The sequence below is a fragment of the Geothrix alkalitolerans genome, from assembly GCF_022808885.1.
Lineage (GTDB): Bacteria > Acidobacteriota > Holophagae > Holophagales > Holophagaceae > Geothrix > Geothrix alkalitolerans.
The window spans coordinates 72449-90086 of sequence record NZ_JAKZLE010000001.1 but is presented as its reverse complement, the minus strand read 5'-3'; the positions used below and the strand labels follow the sequence as shown (position 1 = coordinate 90086).

The 17638-nt window shown below is 70.0% G+C and carries 16 protein-coding genes; 9 read left to right on the top strand and 7 right to left on the bottom strand.

Annotated features, from left to right (window positions below):
- Positions 1 to 15: 15 nt before the first annotated feature.
- Positions 16 to 951, top strand: a complete 936-nt coding sequence (metA, locus tag MLJ35_RS00415; protein ID WP_243382061.1) for a homoserine O-acetyltransferase MetA — start codon at positions 16 to 18, stop codon at positions 949 to 951.
- Positions 948 to 2291, top strand: a complete 1344-nt coding sequence (locus tag MLJ35_RS00410; protein WP_243382059.1) for an aspartate kinase — start codon at positions 948 to 950, stop codon at positions 2289 to 2291. Before metA ends, MLJ35_RS00410 begins: the two co-directional genes overlap by 4 nt.
- A 21-nt stretch (positions 2292 to 2312) precedes the next feature.
- On the opposite strand, the gene MLJ35_RS00405 is transcribed toward MLJ35_RS00410, so the two are convergent.
- Complete coding sequence (locus MLJ35_RS00405; protein ID WP_243382055.1) at positions 2313 to 2543, bottom strand: hypothetical protein; 231 nt, start codon at positions 2541 to 2543, stop codon at positions 2313 to 2315.
- A gap of 240 nt (positions 2544 to 2783) precedes the next feature.
- On the opposite strand from MLJ35_RS00405, the gene MLJ35_RS00400 reads away from it, so the two are divergent.
- The gene (locus tag MLJ35_RS00400) at positions 2784 to 3341 is read left to right on the top strand and encodes a hypothetical protein (protein ID WP_243319556.1); all 558 of its coding nucleotides are present in this window, start codon (positions 2784 to 2786) and stop codon (positions 3339 to 3341) included.
- Positions 3342 to 3353: 12 nt separating this feature from the next.
- On the opposite strand, the gene MLJ35_RS00395 is transcribed toward MLJ35_RS00400, so the two are convergent.
- Positions 3354 to 3902, bottom strand: a complete 549-nt coding sequence (locus MLJ35_RS00395; RefSeq protein WP_420843014.1) for a YidB family protein — start codon at positions 3900 to 3902, stop codon at positions 3354 to 3356.
- A gap of 13 nt (positions 3903 to 3915) precedes the next feature.
- Here MLJ35_RS00395 and MLJ35_RS00390 point away from each other — a divergent pair, with 13 nt between their 5' ends.
- Both MLJ35_RS00390 and MLJ35_RS00385 read left to right on the top strand, forming a co-directional pair.
- Positions 3916 to 4170: a GlsB/YeaQ/YmgE family stress response membrane protein gene (locus MLJ35_RS00390; protein ID WP_243382051.1), complete on the top strand. Its 255-nt coding sequence runs from the start codon at positions 3916 to 3918 to the stop codon at positions 4168 to 4170.
- Positions 4170 to 5108: a DUF4126 domain-containing protein gene (locus MLJ35_RS00385; RefSeq protein ID WP_243382049.1), complete on the top strand. Its 939-nt coding sequence runs from the start codon at positions 4170 to 4172 to the stop codon at positions 5106 to 5108. The genes MLJ35_RS00390 and MLJ35_RS00385 overlap by 1 nt, the downstream gene beginning before the upstream one ends.
- 45 nt (positions 5109 to 5153) lie before the next feature.
- On the opposite strand, the gene MLJ35_RS00380 is transcribed toward MLJ35_RS00385, so the two are convergent.
- Positions 5154 to 8447 (bottom strand): S41 family peptidase, encoded by a 3294-nt coding sequence (locus MLJ35_RS00380; RefSeq protein ID WP_243382047.1) that lies wholly within the window; start codon positions 8445 to 8447, stop codon positions 5154 to 5156.
- Positions 8448 to 8610: 163 nt separating this feature from the next.
- Here MLJ35_RS00380 and MLJ35_RS00375 point away from each other — a divergent pair, with 163 nt between their 5' ends.
- Both MLJ35_RS00375 and MLJ35_RS00370 read left to right on the top strand, forming a co-directional pair.
- On the top strand, positions 8611 to 10653 hold the full coding sequence (locus tag MLJ35_RS00375; protein ID WP_243382045.1) for a M13 family metallopeptidase: 2043 nt from the start codon (positions 8611 to 8613) through the stop codon (positions 10651 to 10653).
- Between the two features lie 16 nt (positions 10654 to 10669).
- The gene (locus MLJ35_RS00370; RefSeq protein WP_243382043.1) at positions 10670 to 11260 is read left to right on the top strand and encodes an isochorismatase family protein; all 591 of its coding nucleotides are present in this window, start codon (positions 10670 to 10672) and stop codon (positions 11258 to 11260) included.
- 7 nt (positions 11261 to 11267) lie between these two features.
- On the opposite strand, the gene MLJ35_RS00365 is transcribed toward MLJ35_RS00370, so the two are convergent.
- Positions 11268 to 12518 (bottom strand): FG-GAP repeat domain-containing protein, encoded by a 1251-nt coding sequence (locus MLJ35_RS00365; RefSeq protein WP_243382041.1) that lies wholly within the window; start codon positions 12516 to 12518, stop codon positions 11268 to 11270.
- A gap of 109 nt (positions 12519 to 12627) precedes the next feature.
- Between MLJ35_RS00365 and MLJ35_RS00360 the strand changes: the two genes are divergently transcribed.
- Positions 12628 to 13257 carry a uracil-DNA glycosylase family protein gene (locus MLJ35_RS00360; RefSeq protein ID WP_243382039.1) on the top strand — a complete coding sequence of 210 codons (630 nt, stop codon included), beginning with the start codon at positions 12628 to 12630 and terminating at the stop codon, positions 13255 to 13257.
- On the opposite strand, the gene MLJ35_RS00355 is transcribed toward MLJ35_RS00360, so the two are convergent.
- Genes MLJ35_RS00355 through MLJ35_RS00345 form a run of 3 tightly spaced genes read right to left on the bottom strand, consistent with a single transcriptional unit; the run spans position 13224 to position 14584 of the window.
- Positions 13224 to 13574: a PadR family transcriptional regulator gene (locus MLJ35_RS00355; protein WP_243382037.1), complete on the bottom strand. Its 351-nt coding sequence runs from the start codon at positions 13572 to 13574 to the stop codon at positions 13224 to 13226. The two genes, MLJ35_RS00360 and MLJ35_RS00355, sit on opposite strands and share 34 nt — an antisense overlap.
- Before the next feature lie 21 nt (positions 13575 to 13595).
- Positions 13596 to 14114: a permease gene (locus MLJ35_RS00350; protein ID WP_243382035.1), complete on the bottom strand. Its 519-nt coding sequence runs from the start codon at positions 14112 to 14114 to the stop codon at positions 13596 to 13598.
- Complete coding sequence (locus MLJ35_RS00345; protein WP_243382033.1) at positions 14111 to 14584, bottom strand: hypothetical protein; 474 nt, start codon at positions 14582 to 14584, stop codon at positions 14111 to 14113. Before MLJ35_RS00345 ends, MLJ35_RS00350 begins: the two co-directional genes overlap by 4 nt.
- Before the next feature lie 215 nt (positions 14585 to 14799).
- On the opposite strand from MLJ35_RS00345, the gene MLJ35_RS00340 reads away from it, so the two are divergent.
- Complete coding sequence (locus MLJ35_RS00340; protein ID WP_243382030.1) at positions 14800 to 17598, top strand: M16 family metallopeptidase; 2799 nt, start codon at positions 14800 to 14802, stop codon at positions 17596 to 17598.
- Positions 17599 to 17638: the final 40 nt, after the last annotated feature.

Here is a 17638-nt window from a genome sequence, read left to right as displayed (position 1 = left end):
AGGAGGTTTCGCCCTATGCCCGTCAAGATCCCAGACACCCTGCCCGCCCGCGGCGTCCTGGAGGTGGAGAACGTGTTCCTGATGGAGGAACGCCGCGCCCTCCATCAGGACATCCGCCCCCTGCGCATCGCCATCCTCAACCTGATGCCCACCAAGATCGCCACGGAGACCCAGCTCCTGCGCCTGCTCGGCAACACCCCCCTGCAAGTGGAGGTGACGCTGCTCCACATGGCCTCCCACGAAGCGAAGAACACCCCCTCGGAGCACCTCCTGGAGCACTACGTGTCCTTCGCGGACGTGCGCGGGCAGGCCTTCGACGGGCTCATCGTCACCGGCGCCCCCGTGGAGACGCTGCCTTTCGAGGCGGTGGACTACTGGCCGGAGCTGGCGCAGCTGTTGGACTGGGCCCGGACGAACGTCTTCTCCAGCTTCTTCATCTGCTGGGGCGCCCAGGCGGCCCTCCACCACTACTACGGGATCCCCAAGCATCCCCTGGCCGAGAAGCAGTTCGGGGTGTTCCCCCACCGGGTGAACGCGCGCCAGGAGCACCTGGTGCAGGGCTTCGACGATGTGTTCTTCGCGCCCCACTCGCGGCACACAGAGACCCGCCGGGCGGACGTCCTGGCGGAACCGCGGCTCATGCTCCTGGCCGAGTCCGACGAGGCTGGCGTGTACCTGCTGCAGTCCGCGGACCGGCGGCAGGTCTTCGTCACCGGCCACTCGGAGTACGACCCCGGCACCCTCCAGGGCGAGTACGCCCGGGACCTGGGCAAGGGCCTGCCCACCGGCATCCCCCGGAACTACTTCCCGGACGACGACCCCACCCGCGAGCCCCTGGTGCGCTGGCGGAGCCACGCCAACCTCCTCTTCTCGAACTGGCTGAACTACGCCGTCTATCAGGAGGTCCCCTTCCAGGCGGACGCCCTGCCGGCGGCAGGGGGGCGGGCATGAGCCTGAAGGTCCTCAAGTTCGGCGGCAGCTCCGTGGGCAGCGCCGACGCGCTCCGCCGGGCGGCCGCCATCGTCCGTGACGAGCTCCCCTCGGGCGGCCTGGTGGTGGTCTCGGCCCTGAGGGGCACCACGGACAGCCTCCTGGAGGCCTGCGCCGCGGCGGGCCGGGGCGACCTGCCCGGTGCGCGGGAGCACCTGGTCGCCCTGCGGGACCGGCACCGCCAGGTGGCCTCGGAGCTGGGCCTCTGGGCCGAGGTCCGGCCGGCCTGGACGCCCCTCTTCGAGCGGCTGGACCAGCTGCTCACGGGCATGGCCATGCTGGGCGAGGCGACGGCCCGGGGACGCGACTCGGCCCTGGCTCTGGGCGAGACGCTGTCGGCTCATCTGGCGGCCCTCTGCTTCGGCGGGTCCTTCAAGGACGTGCGGGAGGTGATGCGGACCGATGCCCGCTTCGGCAAAGCCCGGCCCCAGCTCGCGGCCCTGCGCGCCGCCGCCGGGCCCTGGCGCGAGGGTCTGGCCGCCGGCGCCCTCTGGGTCACCCAGGGCTTCCTGGGCGCCACGGCCGAGGGACACACCACCACGCTGGGCCGGGGCGGCTCGGACACCAGCGCCACCTTGCTGGGCGAGGCCCTGGGTGCGACCGAAGTGCAGATCTGGACGGATGTGGACGGGGTGCTCACCGCGGACCCCAGCCTGGTGGCCGAAGCCCAGCCCATCCCCCAGATGAGCCTGGGCGAAGCGGAGGCCCTCAGCGCCTTCGGAGCCAAGGTGCTGCACGCGGACTCCCTGGCTCCCGGCGGCCGGGCGGGCTTCCGGCTGGTGGTGGCCAACACGCTGCGGCCCGCGGCCTCCCGCACGGAGATCCTGCCCGTGCCACCCGCGCGGACGCCGGGCGCCGTCACCTCCGTGGCGTACAAGGAAGGTCTCAGCCTCCTGCGGTTCCCGGCCTCGGATGGCCTGGAACCGCCCTTGGAGGCCGCCCGGCGACTGGAGGAGGCCGGAGCCCTGCGCTTCGGGCTGGTGTCCAGCCCGGCAGGTACCCTGCTGGCCGTGCGGCCGGACACGGCTGCGGCGGCCAAGGTGCTGGCGGACCTGGCCGCCGAAGGCCCGGACCTGGAAGGCGGATGGGCCGTGGTGGCCCTCGTGGGGGAAGGCCTGCGGGCCGATCCCCTGGCCGCCCTGCGCCACCTGGCGACCCTGGGGCAGGAGCCCGTAGGCGGACTTCTCACGGGCGGCAGCACCGTCTCCATCGCCTTCCTGGTCCCCGAAGCCCGGCTGACTGACCTGATTCCCCGCCTCCATGGCCGCTGCGTTCTGGACAGCCTCCAGACCCAGTCCTGACCGGATTTTCGCAGTCCCGTATCAGCCCTGACGCAGGAGCCAGGCCGTCAGGCGCATGTGGAAATCCTCGGGGTGTTCCAGGTCCGTGGGGCGCAGGCGGGCGGGATGGGCGGGATCCGCCAGCAGGAGGGGCGCCGCGTCCACCAGGTTGGGCAGACGGTGACCATCCGGCAGGGACCAAAGGGCCCCTCGCGCCTCGTCTTTCCGCACTTCCGGCGAATGGCGCCGGTCGCCCCGTGTCTCGCAGGTCATCACTTTCCTCTGTGAATTCTAAAGATAGGGCTCTCCACCCCCCGCGCCACCACCGCCTGGTCTCGCCGTGCCCCCTCCGCCCCGGTCGGTCCGGGCGACGGGAGAACCGAGTCATGGCCCAATCCATACAGCGCCTCAATCCAACCTGTATTTTCCCGCCACGCCCTCTGACCCGGTTCTCCCATCGGACGTACATTTCCCGTACGCGGACGCATTCCCCGCGGGAACTGGGGGCAGGTCATGAGGTCACTCAGCGAATCCACCACCAACATCCTGGAATGGCGGCGATCCGGAGCCAATCCCAGGAGCTTTGAACTGCACGTGGAGCAGGAGGTCTTCGCCACCATGACCTTCATGGACGAAGGCTGCATCCTGGCCCGCGTCGAGACAGCCGAAGGGACCTGGACCCTCAAGCACCTGGGCGTGATGAACCCGGTGGTGACCCTGCGGGAGGAGGGCGGGAAGGTGAACCTCGCCACCTTCCACCCTCACGCCTTCCGGCACGGGCGCCTGGAATTCGAGGATGGCGCGGCCTTCGACTGGATCTGGCATCACGGGGTCGGCCCCGGCGGGACCTTTGCGGATCTCAGCGGCATGCCTCTGGTGCGCCTCCATGCCCGCACGGGCCGGGACGTCACTTCCCTCCCCGGCTACGAGCAGGGCGACGTGGAACTGGACACGACGCACCCTGCCCGCTTCCGGCATGCCATCCTCGCGGCCATCGGGTGGTACCTGATCGTCTTCGACCACCTGAAGGCACGCGACGCCACGGCCGCGGAGACCGCGCTCCGGATGTAGGCCTCGGCCCTCCTAGCTCAAAAACTTCTTCAGCAGGTCCGTGCCGATCCCGCCCTCGGGCAGGCTGCCCTGGGGGCTGAGCTTGTCCACCACCTGGGGCAGGAGATTCGCCAGCCCCGAGGCGGCCTCGCCGTGGGAGATCCCCAGCTGGCCCGCCAGCTGCTGCAGCTGATCGGAGCCCAGCGCGGCCTGGACGTGCTCGGCGCTGATGGGCTGGTTCGCCCCCGTGCCGATCCAGGAGGCCACCTGGTCACCCAGCCCCTTCTCCTGGAACTGGCCCAGCAGGCCCTGGAGGCCCCCGGGATGGTTCTGGATGAGACCCATGACGGCCCCCAGGAGCGGGTTGCCGCCTTCTGCCTGACCGCCCTGTCCCAGCAGACCGCCCACCATGTCCAGCAGACCCATGACATCCTCCTCGGGAAGTGGAGCCCCAGGTTCCACTCCGCTCCTGCGTTCCGCAAGCCCTGGCTTCAAGGCATCTCGGCGTGATGTGTACTGGGTTTTGCGATTGACCGCACCTGACCCGAAGCCTAAGGTGGCTGCGACATCAACCAAACCCATCGGGGAGGCTTGCATGCTCCACCTCATCTGGACCTGCATCATCGGTCTCATCGCCGGTGCCGTGGCCAAGCTCCTCATGCCCGGCAAGGACCCCGGCGGCTGGATCATCACCATGATCCTCGGCATCGCGGGCTCCTTCCTCGGCACCTGGATCGGGCGCGCGGTGGGCCACTACCAGCCGGGCCAGAGCGCGGGCTTCCTCATGTCGGTGGTGGGCGCGGTGATCCTCCTCGGGATCTATCACGTCTACAAGCGGGCCACGGCCTGATGGGACCGCTTCAGACGCTTGCGGCCATCCTCGGCCTCTCCACGGTCTCTGGCATCAACCTCTACCTCACGGTGCTCCTGGTGGGCGCCGGGCAGCGCTACGGCTGGATCCACGGCCTGCCCCCGGATCTGGCTGTCCTGAGCCACCCGGTGGTGCTGGGGACCGCGGCCCTTTTGTTTCTCCTGGAGTTCCTGGCGGACAAGGTGCCCTTCGTCACGCCCATCTGGGACGGCCTGCACACCTTCATCCGACCCCTGGGCGGCGCCCTCCTGGCTCTCGGGGCCGCGGGCGAGCTGCATCCCGTGGCCAAGGTGCTGGCTCTGCTGGCGGGCGGCGCCATCGCCCTGGGCACCCACGGCAGCAAGATGGGGGTACGGCTCCTCGCCCACACCGCGCCGGAGCCCACCAGCCACGGCGTCCTCAGTGTGGCGGAGGACTTGGGTGTCGTCGGCCTCCTGGCCCTGGCCTACAGCCACCCGGCCATCGCCCTGCCCGTGCTCGGCGCGGTGCTGGTGGCCACGGCCCTCCTCGTGCCATTGCTGGCGCGGGCCCTGGTGTTCGTGCTCACAGGCTTCCGTGGCGCGGTGCGCTCCCTGGTGGGGCGCGGAAGCCGCGACGAGGTCCCCCTCTGGGCGGAGCTGAAGGCCCTGGAGCTGGCGCCCACCCGCCCCACGGAGATCCTGCCCTGCTTCGCCCGGCGGGTGAAGGGTCTGCCACGGTTCCACGGCGCCTTCCTCGTGCAGGCGGGCGGGAGCTGGCACCTGGTCTACCGGCGCTGGTTCCGGACGCGCAGCCTCGCCTTCGATGCCGCCGCCGGTCCCGCCCGCACCCTCCCCGGGCTTCTTTGGGATACCGCCATGTTCCTCGGGAATGGCAAGGTCCAGGTCCTGCTGGTGGGACGGGACTGGCGCCATGCGCTGCCGACCCCGGAGGCGTGAAGCCTCGGGGCCGGCAGGGCTTGCAGGGCTTGCAGGGGATGGAACCTACTTCGTCCGCACCGGATAGGGCGGTCGCTGGAGCTTCCGCGGCGGGTTCTTCTTCAGCTCGGCCTTCACCAGCTCGAGGGCCTTCTCCAGCTGGGGGTCCCGGCCGGCTATGACGTCCTTCGGAAGCTGCTCCACCTCGACGTCCGGCGCCACGCCCTCGTTCTCCACCACCCAGCCCTTGTCCGTCCAGATGGCCAGGTTGGGGGCCGTGATGCGGCCGCCGTCCATGAGGGACGGGAAGCCGAGAATGCCCACGAGGCCGCCCCAGGTGGGCCGGCCCACGAGAGGGCCCATCCCGAACTTGCGGAACATCCAGGGCAGCAGGTCGCCGCCGGAGCCGGCGGTCTCGTCCACGAGCATGACCTTGGGCCCCTGGATGGAGGCCTGGGGCGTCTTCAGGTCCTGGCCGTAGCGCGTGGCCCACATCGCGATGAAGGGCCGGCGCAGCAGGTCGATGTAGTAGTCGGCCACCTGCCCCCCGCCGTTGTAGCGCTCGTCGACGATGATGGCGTCCCGCTGGGCCTGGGGGTAGAAGTAGCGCTTGAAGTAGGTGTGGCCCAGGGTGGTGGTGTTGGGCACGTAGACATAGGCCACGCGGCCGTCCGTGGCCTCGGTCACCTTGCGAAGGTTCGATTCCACCCAGTCGCGGTTGCGCAGGGCGGCTTCGCTGGCCACGGGCACCACGGAGACGGTGCGGGCGCCCTTGCCCGTGGGATCGGGGCCGAGGCTCAGCTCCACCAGCTTTCCGGCCATGCCCTCGAAGCGCGCGTAGAGGTTCTCGGGCGCCTTCAGGTCGCGCCCGTTCACGGCAAGGAGGTATTCGCCGGGCTTCGCGTTCACGCCGGGCTCCGTGAGGGGGGAGCGCAGCTCGGGGTTCCAGTTGAGCCCGCCGAAGATCTTCGCGAGACGGTAGCGGCCGTTCGCCACCTCCAGGTCCGCCCCCAGGAGTCCTCCCGGCACGGTTTTGCCGGTGTCCGCCAGGTCGCCGCCCCCTCCCCGGTGGTGGCCCACGGCCAGTTCCGAGCACATCCACTGGACGACGCGATTGAGGTCGGCGCGGGTGGCGAGATCGGGCAGGAAGGTGGCGTATTTCGCCTTCATGGCCTTCCAGTCGGCGCCGTGCATGTTGGGCGCGTAGAAGAAGTCCCGGTTGATGCGCCAAACCTCGTCGAGGATCTGGGCCCACTCCTGCCGAGGCTCCACCCTCACCTGCAGGCCATCCAGGGGGACCCTGCCCTTGCCGGGCTCGGGCTTGCCGGTGGCGGGGAGGACGGTGACCGTCTCCCGCAGCCGGGTGAGGACCTTCTTGCCGTCGGCGGAGAGGTCGTAGCCATCGACCTTCTCCGCGATCACGGTCTCTTCGCGCTTCTTCAGGTCGAAGCGGCAGAGGGCCATGGGCTCGTCGCGGTTGAAGCGATTGGAGCCGCCCGCCTGGCGAAGGTAGAAGAGGGTGCCGGCCTCGCCCGCTGCCAGGTCCGTGAAGTAGGCCGTCTTCGCCGCGGCGATGGGCACGATCCGCTCCGCCAGGCCGTCGAAGTCGATGCGGACCTTCACCTCGGGCTTCGCCCCGTTCTTCTTCTCCTCACCCTTGGGCCCCTTCTCCTCGGCCTTGGCGGCCTCCGGCTCCTCGTCGCTCTCCTTGGCCAGGGGCGAGGGCGTGTCCTTGGCCAGCACCATGAGGTACAGGTCCCCGCGCATGGCAGCGTCGTTGTTGGACTGGGCGAACCAGTCCCGCACAGGCCCCGCGTCAGTGCTGGCGGTGAAGTAGAGGTACTTCCCGCTGCGGTCGAAGACCGGATCGCTGGCATCGGCCAGGCCGTCCGTCAGGGGGGTGGACTTGTCCTCCTCCACGGAATAGAGGTGGAGGCGGAGCATCCCCGACTCGGTGTTGCGGGTGTAGGCCAGGTACCGGGAGTCCGGCGACCAGCTGTGGTTCAGGATGGGCCCGGGGGTGTAGAGCACCTCGCTGGACACGGTCTTCACGGCACCTGTCGCCAGGTCGAGGATGCGCAGGACCAGGGCGTTGTCCGTGTAGGCGATCTTCTTCCCGTCCGGCGACCACTTCAGGAGGTCGTAGAAGCCCGCCCCCTTCAGGGCGTAGGTGCGAGTCTCTCCCTTGCCGTCCTGGGGCTCGACCTTCAGGGCGTACTCGCCGCCAGCGTCGGAGAGGTAGGCGATGGAGCGGCCGTCCGGCGACCAGGCCGGGTGGCGCTCGTGGGCCCCCGGGGTGTTCGTCAGGTTGCGGGGATCGCCCTTCTCGGCGGGCACGCTCAGGATCTCGCCGCGGTATTCCACCGCCAGGCGGCTGCCGGAGGGAGAGAGGGCCAGGTCTCCCATCCACCGCGATCCGGAGGCCCAGCGGCTGCGGGCTTCCGGGAGGTCCGCCGCCACGGCCACCTTCAGCCGGGTGGTCCGGCCGGTGGCGGGATCGAAGCGGTGCAGCCATCCGGCCTGCTCGTAGACGATCTGGCCTCCGCCGTGGCTGGCGGCCTGGATGGGGAAATCCGTGTGGTGGGTCAGCTGGGCCACGGCCTTCGTGGACAGGTCGTAGCTGAAGAGGTTGAACTCGCCGGCCCGGTCGGAGACGAAGTAGACCTTCCCGCCGATCCACATGGGATCGATGTCGTTGCAGCGGCCCTGAGGCTGATCCTGGGGCTGCGGGATCTGCTCCACCTCGTGATCCTTGGCGCGGTAGATCCAGAGCCTCGAGGCCGTGCCGCCCCGGTAGTGCTTCCACTGGCGGAAGGCGTCGGAGAGCGGGTTGTAGACAAGGTGGGTGCCGTCGGGCGAGTAGGTGGCGCGCGCCGCGTTGGGGATGGGCAGCCGGGTGGGCATGCCGCCCTCGAGGGGCACGGTGAAGAGCTGGGTGTGCCGGGTGGTATGGACCGAGCGGGCCGAGGTGAAGAGCACGGCCTTGCCGTCCGGCGTCCAGTCCTGCACGACATCCGCGCCCGGATGCCAGGTGAGGCGCCGCGGCTCGCCGCCGGCGGAGGGGATCACCCACACGTCGGTGTTGCCTTCCAGGGTGGCGGTGTAGGCGATCCAGGCCCCGTCCGGGCTGAACCTCGGGGTCCCGGCGCAGCCGCCCCGGGTGGTGAGCCGCTTGGCCGCGCCACCGTCCGGGGCGCAGGTCCAGAGGTCCCCCGCGTAGAGGAAGGCCACCAGCCGGCCGCTCGTCGCGGGGCTGGCCAGGAGCCGGGTGTCCTGAAGGTCCACCGCCGCGAGGGGTTGGACCAGGGCTGCGGCCATGACCAGGGCCAGGGGGCTGAGGGAGGCGGATCGCAGGGGCACGGGAACCCTCCATAGCAAGACGAGGTATGGGGACAAGCCCCTCCACCATGCCCCCAGCCCCCGGACCGGGTCAAGGCGGCAGCCGGTCCGGGCCAGGGTGAGTATCATGTCCCCTCGCCCCGGGCGGGACCGCCGTCCCGCCCCCAGGATCCGAGGATCTTTCATGCGCCGATGCCTGCCCCCCCTCGCCCTCTGCCTGGCCGTGCCCGCCCTGGTGGCGGCCCCTCCCAAGGCGGCGCCCCACGGGCTCGACCTGGCGGGCATGGACCGCACCGTGGCGCCTGGCGACGACTTCTTCGCCTACGCCAACGGGGCCTGGGTCAAGCGGACCGAGATCCCAGCGGACCGGGGATCCTACGGGGTCGGACGCGAAGTGGCGGACCTGACCGACCGCCGCACCGCCGCCCTGATCCGGGGAGCCGCCCAGGCCCCCGCAGGATCCGAGCTGCGCAAGGTCGGCGACTGCTACGCCAGCTTCATGGACCAGAAGCGGATCGAGGCCAGGGGCCTGTCACCCCTCGGGCCCACCTTCAAGGCCATCGCCGCCATCCAGGACCGCACCCAGCTGGCCCGCTACCTGGGCTCGACGCTGCGGGCGGACGTGGACCTGCTGAACGCCACCAACTACCACACAGCCAACTTCCTCGGCCTCTGGGTGGCCCAGGACCTGGACCAGCCCGACCAGTACGCCCCCTTCCTCGTCCAGGGGGGACTCGGCCTGCCCGAGCGCAGCTACTACCTGGACCCCTCCGAGGGCATGGCGGCCGTCCGCACCCAGTACACCACCCACGTGGCGGCCATGCTGAAGCAGGCCGGACTCTCTGGCGTGCTTGAACGCGCCACGGCGGTGGTGGACCTGGAAACCCGCATGGCCAAGGCCCATCTGGGCCGCGAGGAATCCGGCGACATCCCGAAGGGGAACAACCACTGGCGCCGCGCCGACTTCGCCGCCAAGGCGCCGGGCCTGGATTGGGAGGCTTTCTTCGCCGCCGCAGGCCTGACGAAGCCGAGCGTGTTCGTGGTGTGGCAGCCGGGGGCGGTCACGGGACTGTCCGCCCTGACCGCCGAGGTGCCGCTGAGCGTCTGGCGGGACTACCTGACCTTCCACGCCATCCAGCACGCCGCCCCGGTCCTGCCCAAGGCCGTGCGCGACCAGTCCTTCGCCTTCTACGGCAAGGTGCTGAGCGGCGCCTCCCAGCCCCGGGAACGCTGGACGGTGGCCGTGGACCTCACCAACCAGGCCCTGGGCGAGGCCGTGGGCAAGGCCTACGTGGCGAAGTACTTCCCCCCCTCCGAGAAGATCCGGGCCGAGCGCATGGTGGCGAACATCAAGGATGCTTTCCGTGTCCGCATCGAGCACCTGGACTGGATGTCCCCCGCCACCAAGGCCAAGGCCCTCGCCAAGCTCGAGGCGCTCCAGGTGAGCGTCGGCTACCCGGACCGCTGGCGCGACTACCGGCGCCTGAAGATCGTGCCGGGCGACGCCTTCGGCAATGCGGACCGGGCCGAGCGCTTCGAGTACGCCCGCAACCTGGCCAAGCTCGGCAAGCCCATCGACCGCACGGAGTGGGTGATGAATCCCCAGCTCGTGAACGCGGTGAACCTGCCGGTGATGAACGCCCTCAACTTCCCCGCGGCCATCCTGCAGCCCCCTTTCTTCGACCCGAAGCGGCCCATGGTCATGGACTACGGCGCCATCGGCGCGGTGATCGGGCACGAGATCAGCCACAGCTTCGACGACTCGGGTTCCCTCTTCGACGCCTCCGGCAAGCTGGAAAACTGGTGGACGCCCGAGGACCTGAAGCACTTCCAGGCCTCCGCCGACCAGCTAGTGAAGCAGTTCGACGCCTACGAGCCCTTCCCGGGCCTGCACATCAAGGGCAAGCAGACCCTGGGAGAGAACATCGCGGACGTGGCCGGCCTCGCCGCCGCCTACGACGCCTACCGCCTGTCCCTGAAGGGCAAGGAGGCGCCCGTGGTCCAGGGGCTCACCGGCGACCAGCAGTTCTTCCTCAGCTACGCCCAGAGCTGGCGCGAGAAGACCCGCGAGCCCCAGCTGCGCCAGCAGATCCTCACGGACGGCCACGCCCCGGCCTCCTTCCGCCCCTACACCGTCCGGAACCTGGACGCCTGGTATCCCGCCTTCGGCGTGAAGCCGGGCCAGAAGCTCTACCTGGCGCCCGCGGACCGCGTGAAGATCTGGTAGACCCCAGGAGGTTCCCATGGCCCTGCTCGATTCCAGCCGCAGCATCCTCGTGGTGATCGATCTCCAGGGCAAGCTCGTGGGCATGGTCCACCGGCCGGCCCTGGTGCTGGAGGCCACGCGCCGCCTCATGCGCCTGGCGGACCTCTTTGCGGTGCCCGTGGTGCTGACCGAACAGTACCCCAAGGGCATCGGCCCCACCGAGGAGAGCATCCGCGCCACCTACGACGCTCTGGCCACGCCGAAGTTCTTCCTGGAGAAGACCGCCTTCGGCTGCTGCGGCGATGCCGGCTTCGAGGCCCTGCTCAAGCAGGCCCGGCCCCACCTGGCCCGAGAGAAGCGCCAGATCGTGGTGGCGGGCATCGAGGCGCACGTCTGCGTGATGCAGACCGTGCTCGAGCTGCTGGCCTCCGGCCACGAGGTGCACCTCTGCTGGGACGCCGTCAGCGGTCGGGGCGAGGATTACCGCCGCCACGCGCTGGACCGCATGGCCGCCGCCGGCGCCACGCTCACCAACCACGAATCCGTGGCCTTCGAGTGGGCCCGGGACAAGAACCACCCCCAGTTCAAGGCCCTGTCCGCGCTCATGAAGGAAGGGCAGCCCGGCTGAGCACCCTTCAGCGCAGCGCCCGAGGCGAGCCGAAGACACCGGGCGCCGTCTGGACCATCACGCTGGGCCCCTCGTTCAGGACCACGTCCGTGCGGCCATCACCATCCACATCGCCGAGCGCGATGAAGTTGGACGACCCAGTCCCGTCCATGACGGCGCCCACTGTGAAAGCGCCCCGGCTGGCGGCGGTTTGCAGGAGAATCGTCACCTTCGAGGGCACCGAAAGGGACTGGTAGACCAGCGAGATCGCCGCCACATCCGGCAGGCCGTCGCCATTCAGGTCTCCGATCGCCACCTGGCGCGCCCCGTCGGCCACCGGGATGGCCGTGGCGGCGAAGGCGCCGGGCTGGGTCTGCAGGAAGACCGTCACGCTGGCGCCGCCCCGGCCGCCGTCCGTGACGTTCCCGGGGTTCGCCGCCACCAGGTCCATCCGGCTGTCGCCATCAAGATCCGCCACCGCCACCCCATCGATCCGCTGCCCCGAGGCGAGGAAGATCGGCGGCGCGAAGCCTCCGCCCGCCTGCCGCAGGAGCAGGGCCACGCCGCCCGAGCCCGCCAGCACCAGGTCCGATCGGCCGTCGCCATCGACATCCGCCGCCACCAGGTCGCTGAACCCCTGCCCGGCCGCCACGGACACGGGAACGGCCGGCAGGAAGGCGCCCGGTGAGTCCGGAGCCTGCGCCAGCAGGAGCATGCGGCCGTTGACACGCACCCCGTCCGCCACGGCCAGGTCCGCCCGGCCATCTCCCGTCAGATCCGCCACCGTTGCGGCTTCCGCCGCCCCACCGGTCTGGATCCAGGCTTGAGGGAGGAAACGCCCCGGCTTCACGGGGTCCTGCCGGAGCACGATCAGCCCGCCACTGTCCCCCGGGGTGTTCAGTTGCGGGGGGGTGGAGGCGGGAATGGCCACGACGAGATCCGGCCGTCCATCCCCGTCCAGGTCTCCCGCCGCCAGGCCCCAGGGATCGAAGGCCAGGGGGTAGGCGGCCGGCGCGGCAAACCCGACCGCCGCGTCCCGGAGGAAGACCTGCACGCTGCTCCGGTGCGTTCCGCCGTCGATCAGGGTGGCGGGTACCGCCACATCCGCCCGGCCGTCCCTGTTCAGGTCCGCCACCACCACCTGGCCCCAGACCCAGAAGGGCGGGATCGCCACTTCCCCGTTTCCGCCACCGCCCCCGCAGGCCGGTCCGAGCAGCAGGGCCGCCGCTCCCGCCAGCAGGGCGGCTCCCTTCTCGAGGTTCTCCGCGAGTCGCCCCACGATCCACCTCCCCCTGAGCTTTCTGGTCCGGGTCCGCAGCCCGCCTCTGGTGGAAGGGCGTTCTCCACGCGGCGGGACCACTGCAGAATGTACGCCTTCAGGAAGCGCCATGCCCCGCATTCAAGGTCGACCCGTCCCCGCCCTCTTTCCCGACGCCGGGCCGGTCTCCGTCATGCTCTTCGGCGAAGCCCCCGGGCCCCGGGGCGCGGATCAGTCGGGCCTTCCCTTCTGGGGCGACGGCGCGGGCGTCACCGTCTACCGAGCCTTGATGGCCACGCACCGGGCCGACGTGCCTGCGGCGGCCTGGGAAGACTGGGACGGAGCCCGCTTCAAGGTCCTGGGCCTGGCCCCACGCCTCATCGGCACGGCCCTCAGCAACGCCTACCCCGCCTGCCCCACGAAGGATGGTGAGCACTTCCATGCCCCCTCCAACCGCGACCTGCTGGACCCGGCCAACCTGGCTCGACTGGAGGCGGAGCTGGTGCGGGCCTCGCAGAGTGGCGCTTCCACCCTGCGCGTCATCGCCTTCGGGAAACGGGCGCAGTGGGTGCTCTCGCGGCTGGAGGGCGCGCCCCCCTTCGAGCTGCACGCCCTTCCCCACCCCAGCGCCCAAGGTCTGCTGCAGGCCGCGCCGGGCAAGGGGAAAGGCCTGCGGCTGGAGGATCTCCGCGCCGAGTGGGAGGCTCGGCTCCGGCGGCTTCTCGATCAGGATCGGCCGGAACGCCGCACCTTCGCATAGCCGTCCAGGAAGCCCTGGAGGAAGCCAAGCCGCTGGCGGATGTCCGTCTCCCAGAAGCCGAGCCGCTCCCAGCCGAGGGGCGTCAGCTCGTAGATCTTCCGGGCGGGGCCGCGAGTGCCCGTGTCCCAGTGGGCCGTCACCTCCCCTGCGGCTTCCAGGGCCTGGAGCGTCCGGTAGATGGCACCGGGATCGCCCTTGAAGTCCGTGAACCGCGCGTGGAGCGCTCCCCGGATGGCATGCCCGTGCAGGGGACCGTCCGCGAGGGCCAGCAGGATGAAGGCGGGGAGGTGGCGGGCGTGGCGGTGGGCGGCGGGCATGGGATGAAGGGAAGTGTACTCTCAGCGCCCTCCTTGGCGCGTCGATCGACGCTCCAGCCGCTCCATGAGGAACCCGCAGCCGAGGATGCCGGGGACGGTGAGGATGAGGCGGGTCAAGGCGAAGCGCGGGCCCAGGAAGGCGCTCTCCAGCATCAGCATGGGCACCTTGATGGTGGCCCAGGCGCCCAGGAAGATGACCAGGTTGGCGGTCCGGGCCCCCTTCTCCCGGAGGGACAGGCCCAGGGGGAAGGCCGCGTAGATGGGCCCCGCCGCCGCCGTGCCCAGCAGCATGGCGAAGGCCACCCCCCGGAGGCCCGCTCCTGGCCCCAGGCTCCGCTCCACCACCGCCCGGGGAACCCAGGCGTCGAACAGGGCCAGGAGGACCAGCACCGCAGGCAGGATGGCCAGGATCTGGCCGAAGCCCCGCAGGCCCCCCTTGGCCGAGGCGACCGCAAGGCCCGGGACCCACCAGGCCAGACCGAGGTGGACCGCCGCAACGGCCGCCAGAATCCAGAGGACGGGACGCCAGGTCCGGCTCACAGCAGCACCCCCATGGTCGCCCCGATGGTCAGGGCCAGGACCAGGCTCAGGGCCTGCCTCCGGAAGGTGAACGCCCGGCCGAAGGCCTTGACCTCCAGCGGCGCGGTGAGGAGCCCCACCATGGTGAGGGTGGTGATGAAGCTGGCGAGGGCGGGAAGGCTGGCGCCCATGCGGTGGAGCGTCCCCGCCAGGGGGTACGCCACCGGCGATGGGATCGTGATCAGCGCGCCCAGGCCTGACAGGAGGAAGAAGCCCGCGGCCCCGTGCTCCTGGAACAGGCGCGCCACGGCCTGAGGCGAGATCAGCGCCGTGGCCAGCCCGATGCCCGCGGTCAGCCCCAGGAGCGACGGAAGCAGGCCGAGCCAGGACCGCCACGCCGCCTCCATGGCCTTGCGGGTACGGGCCCGGTCCTTCCGGGCGGACAGGAGGAGGCCGGACAAGGCCAGCGCAAGCAGGATGAGGGAAGACATGAGGGATGACTCCATTTTGAACATCTAGATGTTTATGACATCTAGATGCATCAACATGATTCCTTCTGCCCCTCCTGTCAACCTTCCTCCTGCCCGGCCTTGGCCCGAGGGGTGGAACCTCGGGCCAGAGCTAAACATTTCTTAACAAGCGCATCTCTGCATGCCGCGTAATCTGAGGGTCTCCCATCGGGAATCTTTCACAACCTGGAGGTCACATGCCCTTCTCCCGTCGATTGATGCTGCCCCTCTGTGGGGCCCTGGCCATGGCGCTGGTGGCGGGGGACGCCCCCAAGCCCGCCAAGCCCCAGAAAGCCGCCGCGGCCAAGGTCGCCAAACCGTCGAATCTGGCCGCGCCCATGCAGGTGACGACGGTGGAGGGCATCACCGAGTACCGCCTGGCCAACGGCCTGCGGGTGCTCCTTTATCCCGACGCGAGCAAGCCCACCATCACCACCAACATCACCTACCTGGTGGGCAGCCGGCAGGAGCACTACGGCGAGACGGGCATGGCCCACCTGCTGGAGCACATGCTCTTCAAGGGCACGAAGGCCCGGCCGGACACCTGGAAGATCCTCAACGAGCTGGGGGGCGACGCCAACGGCACCACCAACTTCGACCGCACCAACTACTACGTCTCCTTCCCGGCCTCCGAGGAGAACCTGAAGAAGGCGCTGGATCTGGAAGCGGACCGGATGCTGAACTGCACCTTCACGGCCGAGACGCTCTGGGGGAAGGACGGCAAGAGCGGCGAGATGACCGTCGTCCGCAACGAGTTCGAGTCCGGCGAAAACAGCCCCTTCCGCACCACCATCCTGCGCGTGATGTCCGCGGCCTACGACTGGCACAACTACGGGAAGCCCGTCATCGGGGCCCGCAGCGACATCGAGCATGTGAACGTGGCCCACCTCCGGGCCTTCTACACGAAGTACTACCAGCCGGACAACGCGGTCCTGATGGTGGCGGGACAGTTCGACGGACCGAAGACCCTGGCCTACGTCAACGCCACCTTCGGGCGGCTGCCGAAGCCGACCCGGACCCTGGAGCCCACCTACACCGTGGAGCCCGTCCAGGACGGCGAGCGGCTGGTGACCATCCGGCGCGTGGGCGGCACCCCGCTCCTGGTGGCCGGGTACCACGTCCCCCCCTCCGCCCAGGCGGATCGTAGCGCCACGGACCTGGCGGCGGCCATCCTCACGGACGCGCCCAGCGGACGCCTCTACAAGGCCCTGGTGGAGACCAAGCTCGCGGCCCAGGTCTTTCCGCTCTCCTTCTCCACCTACGAGCCCGGCCTCCAGATGTTCGGCGTGATGCTGCCGAAGGACGGGGACGTGGAGAAGGTGAAGGCCGTTCTCCTGCACGAGGTGGAGGGCTTGAAGGACACCCCCCTCACCCAGGCCGAGCTGGACCGCGCCAAGGCCCAGGTCCAGAAGGGCATCGACCAGACCCTCTCCAACACCAAGAACATGGCCATCAGCCTCAGCGAGGCCATGGCCACCGGCGACTGGCGGGAGTGGTTCCTGGATCGCGACCGCACGCTGTCCGCCACCCTCGAGCAGGTCCAGAAGGCCGCGGTGACGTACTTCAAGCCCAGCAACCGCACCCTCGGGGAGTACCTCCCCACGGAGAAGCCGGACCGCACCGAGGTTCCCGGCGTGCCCGACGTCGCGGCGGACGTGAAGGGCTACACCGGCAAGCAGACCATCGCCCAGGGTGAGGCCTTCGACGCCACCCCGGAGAACGTGGACCGCCGCACACTGCGCTTCACCGCTCCCAACGGCCTGAAGGGCGCCCTGCTGTCCAAGAAGACCAAGGGCAGCATGGCCTCGGTGCAGCTCACCCTGCGCTTCGGGCAGGAGTCCACGCTGCGGGACAAGCAGGCCGTGCCGGACCTCACGGGCGCCATGCTCATGCGCGGCACCCTCAAGCACTCGCGCCAGGAGATCGCCGACGCCTTCGACCGGCTGAAGGCGGAAGTGATGGTCACGGGCGGCGCCACGTCCGCCAATGCCCGGATCAAGGTGCCCCGGGAGAACCTGGCCGCCACGCTGAAGCTCGTGGCCGAGGTGCTGCGCGAACCCGCCTTCCCCGCCTCCGAGCTGGACACCCTCGTGAAGCAGCAGACCACGGGCATCGAGTCCCAGCGCCAGGAGCCCCAGGCCAAGGCCATGGAGTTCCTGGGCCAGACCCTGGACGCCTACCCCGCCGGCCACCCCTCGGCCTACCGGTCCCTCGAGACCCGGATCCAGGACCTGAAGGCGGCCAAGGTGGAGGACCTCAAGGCCTTCCACGCCGCCTTCTACGGCGCGGACCACGCCACCTTCGCCGCCTCCGGCGACTTCGACGCCAAGGAACTCCAGGCCCTCGTGACCGACCTCTTCGGCGCCTGGAAATCCGCCTCGGCCTACGAGCGCATCCCCGCGCGGATGAAGGAGGTCCCCGGCCAGTCCAAGGTCCTGGAGACGCCTGACAAGCAGATGGCCATCTTCCTGGCCGTGGAGCGCTGGGCCATGAAGGACACGGACCCCGACTACCCGGCCTTCCTCATGGCCAACCAGATGCTTGGGGGCGGCACCCTGAAGAACCGCCTCGGTGATCGCCTCCGCCAGAAGGAGGGCTTCAGTTACGGGGCCGGGTCCTACGCCAACGTCAGCAGCCAGGATCCCGTGACCTCCTGGCAGGCCTACGCCATCTACGCGCCCCAGAACGCGGCAAAGCTGGAGGCGGCCTTCCAGGAGGAGCTGCAGAAGGCCCTGAAGGACGGCTTCACCCAGGAGGAGCTGGACTTCGCCCGCAAGACCTGGCTGCAGGGCGAGCAGACCGAGCGGCAGGACGACCGCGCGATCGCCGGCTGGCTGAACACCTCCCTCTACCTGGACCGTCCCGTGCGCTTCCAGGCGGAGCTGGAGGCCAAGGTCCAGGCCCTCAGACTCGACGAGGTCAACGCCGCGCTCCGCAAGCACCTGGACCCCGCCAAGCTCGTCATCGTGAAGGCGGGAGACTTTTCAAAGAAGTAGTCTTCCCCGCGCCAGCAAAATGGGGAGCGGCGAGCCGCTC

Coding starts and splice junctions, on each gene's coding strand:
- metA (WP_243382061.1), top strand. CDS start 16: ATGCCCGTCAAGATCCCAGACACCCTGCCCGCCCGCGGCGTCCTGGAG.
- MLJ35_RS00410 (WP_243382059.1), top strand. CDS start 948: ATGAGCCTGAAGGTCCTCAAGTTCGGCGGCAGCTCCGTGGGCAGCGCC.
- MLJ35_RS00405 (WP_243382055.1), bottom strand. CDS start 2,543: ATGACCTGCGAGACACGGGGCGACCGGCGCCATTCGCCGGAAGTGCGG.
- MLJ35_RS00400 (WP_243319556.1), top strand. CDS start 2,784: ATGAGGTCACTCAGCGAATCCACCACCAACATCCTGGAATGGCGGCGA.
- MLJ35_RS00395 (WP_420843014.1), bottom strand. CDS start 3,902: ATGGGTTTGGTTGATGTCGCAGCCACCTTAGGCTTCGGGTCAGGTGCG.
- MLJ35_RS00390 (WP_243382051.1), top strand. CDS start 3,916: ATGCTCCACCTCATCTGGACCTGCATCATCGGTCTCATCGCCGGTGCC.
- MLJ35_RS00385 (WP_243382049.1), top strand. CDS start 4,170: ATGGGACCGCTTCAGACGCTTGCGGCCATCCTCGGCCTCTCCACGGTC.
- MLJ35_RS00375 (WP_243382045.1), top strand. CDS start 8,611: ATGCGCCGATGCCTGCCCCCCCTCGCCCTCTGCCTGGCCGTGCCCGCC.
- MLJ35_RS00370 (WP_243382043.1), top strand. CDS start 10,670: ATGGCCCTGCTCGATTCCAGCCGCAGCATCCTCGTGGTGATCGATCTC.
- MLJ35_RS00360 (WP_243382039.1), top strand. CDS start 12,628: ATGCCCCGCATTCAAGGTCGACCCGTCCCCGCCCTCTTTCCCGACGCC.
- MLJ35_RS00355 (WP_243382037.1), bottom strand. CDS start 13,574: ATGCCCGCCGCCCACCGCCACGCCCGCCACCTCCCCGCCTTCATCCTG.
- MLJ35_RS00345 (WP_243382033.1), bottom strand. CDS start 14,584: ATGTCTTCCCTCATCCTGCTTGCGCTGGCCTTGTCCGGCCTCCTCCTG.
- MLJ35_RS00340 (WP_243382030.1), top strand. CDS start 14,800: ATGCCCTTCTCCCGTCGATTGATGCTGCCCCTCTGTGGGGCCCTGGCC.